The organism is Paenisporosarcina sp. P4_B8, from assembly GCF_056402175.1.
Map to the genome: position 1 here is coordinate 1 of NZ_JBFUHX010000056.1, position 523 is coordinate 523.

The 523-nt window shown below is 48.6% G+C and carries 3 tRNA genes and 1 rRNA gene; all 4 read left to right on the top strand.

Annotation, left to right across the window (positions count from 1 at the left end):
• Positions 1-12 precede the first annotated feature (12 nt).
• Positions 13-89: transfer RNA gene (locus AC1DSK_RS17500), tRNA-Arg, on the top strand.
• 14 nt (positions 90-103) lie between these two features.
• A tRNA-Pro gene (locus AC1DSK_RS17505) sits at positions 104-180 on the top strand.
• 19 nt (positions 181-199) lie between these two features.
• Positions 200-275: transfer RNA gene (locus AC1DSK_RS17510), tRNA-Ala, on the top strand.
• A gap of 143 nt (positions 276-418) precedes the next feature.
• Positions 419-523 (top strand): 16S ribosomal RNA (locus AC1DSK_RS17515); the annotation flags it as partial.

Below are 523 nucleotides of genomic sequence, written 5' to 3' on the forward strand. Positions count from 1 at the left end.
ACAGCATAATTAGCGCCCGTAGCTCAATTGGATAGAGTACTTGACTACGAATCAAGCGGTTAGAGGTTCGAGTCCTCTCGGGCGCGCCATATTTTTTAAACTTCGGGAAGTAGCTCAGCTTGGTAGAGCACTTGGTTTGGGACCAAGGGGTCGCAGGTTCGAATCCTGTCTTCCCGACCAGTTTATTTTATCCCTTTATGGGGCCTTAGCTCAGCTGGGAGAGCGCCTGCCTTGCACGCAGGAGGTCAGCGGTTCGATCCCGCTAGGCTCCACCATGAACCTTGAAAACTGAACAGCAAAACGTCAACAATAAAGCGGAACACACTTCGGTGTGGGAAGCAAAACTTGAACTTAATTGTTCATTTTAAAACGTCATTAATTTGACGCCAGCAACAAAGTCGAGCTAATCGACTCACCTATTATGGAGAGTTTGATCCTGGCTCAGGACGAACGCTGGCGGCGTGCCTAATACATGCAAGTCGAGCGGAATGATGAAGAAGCTTGCTTCTTCTGATTTTAGCGG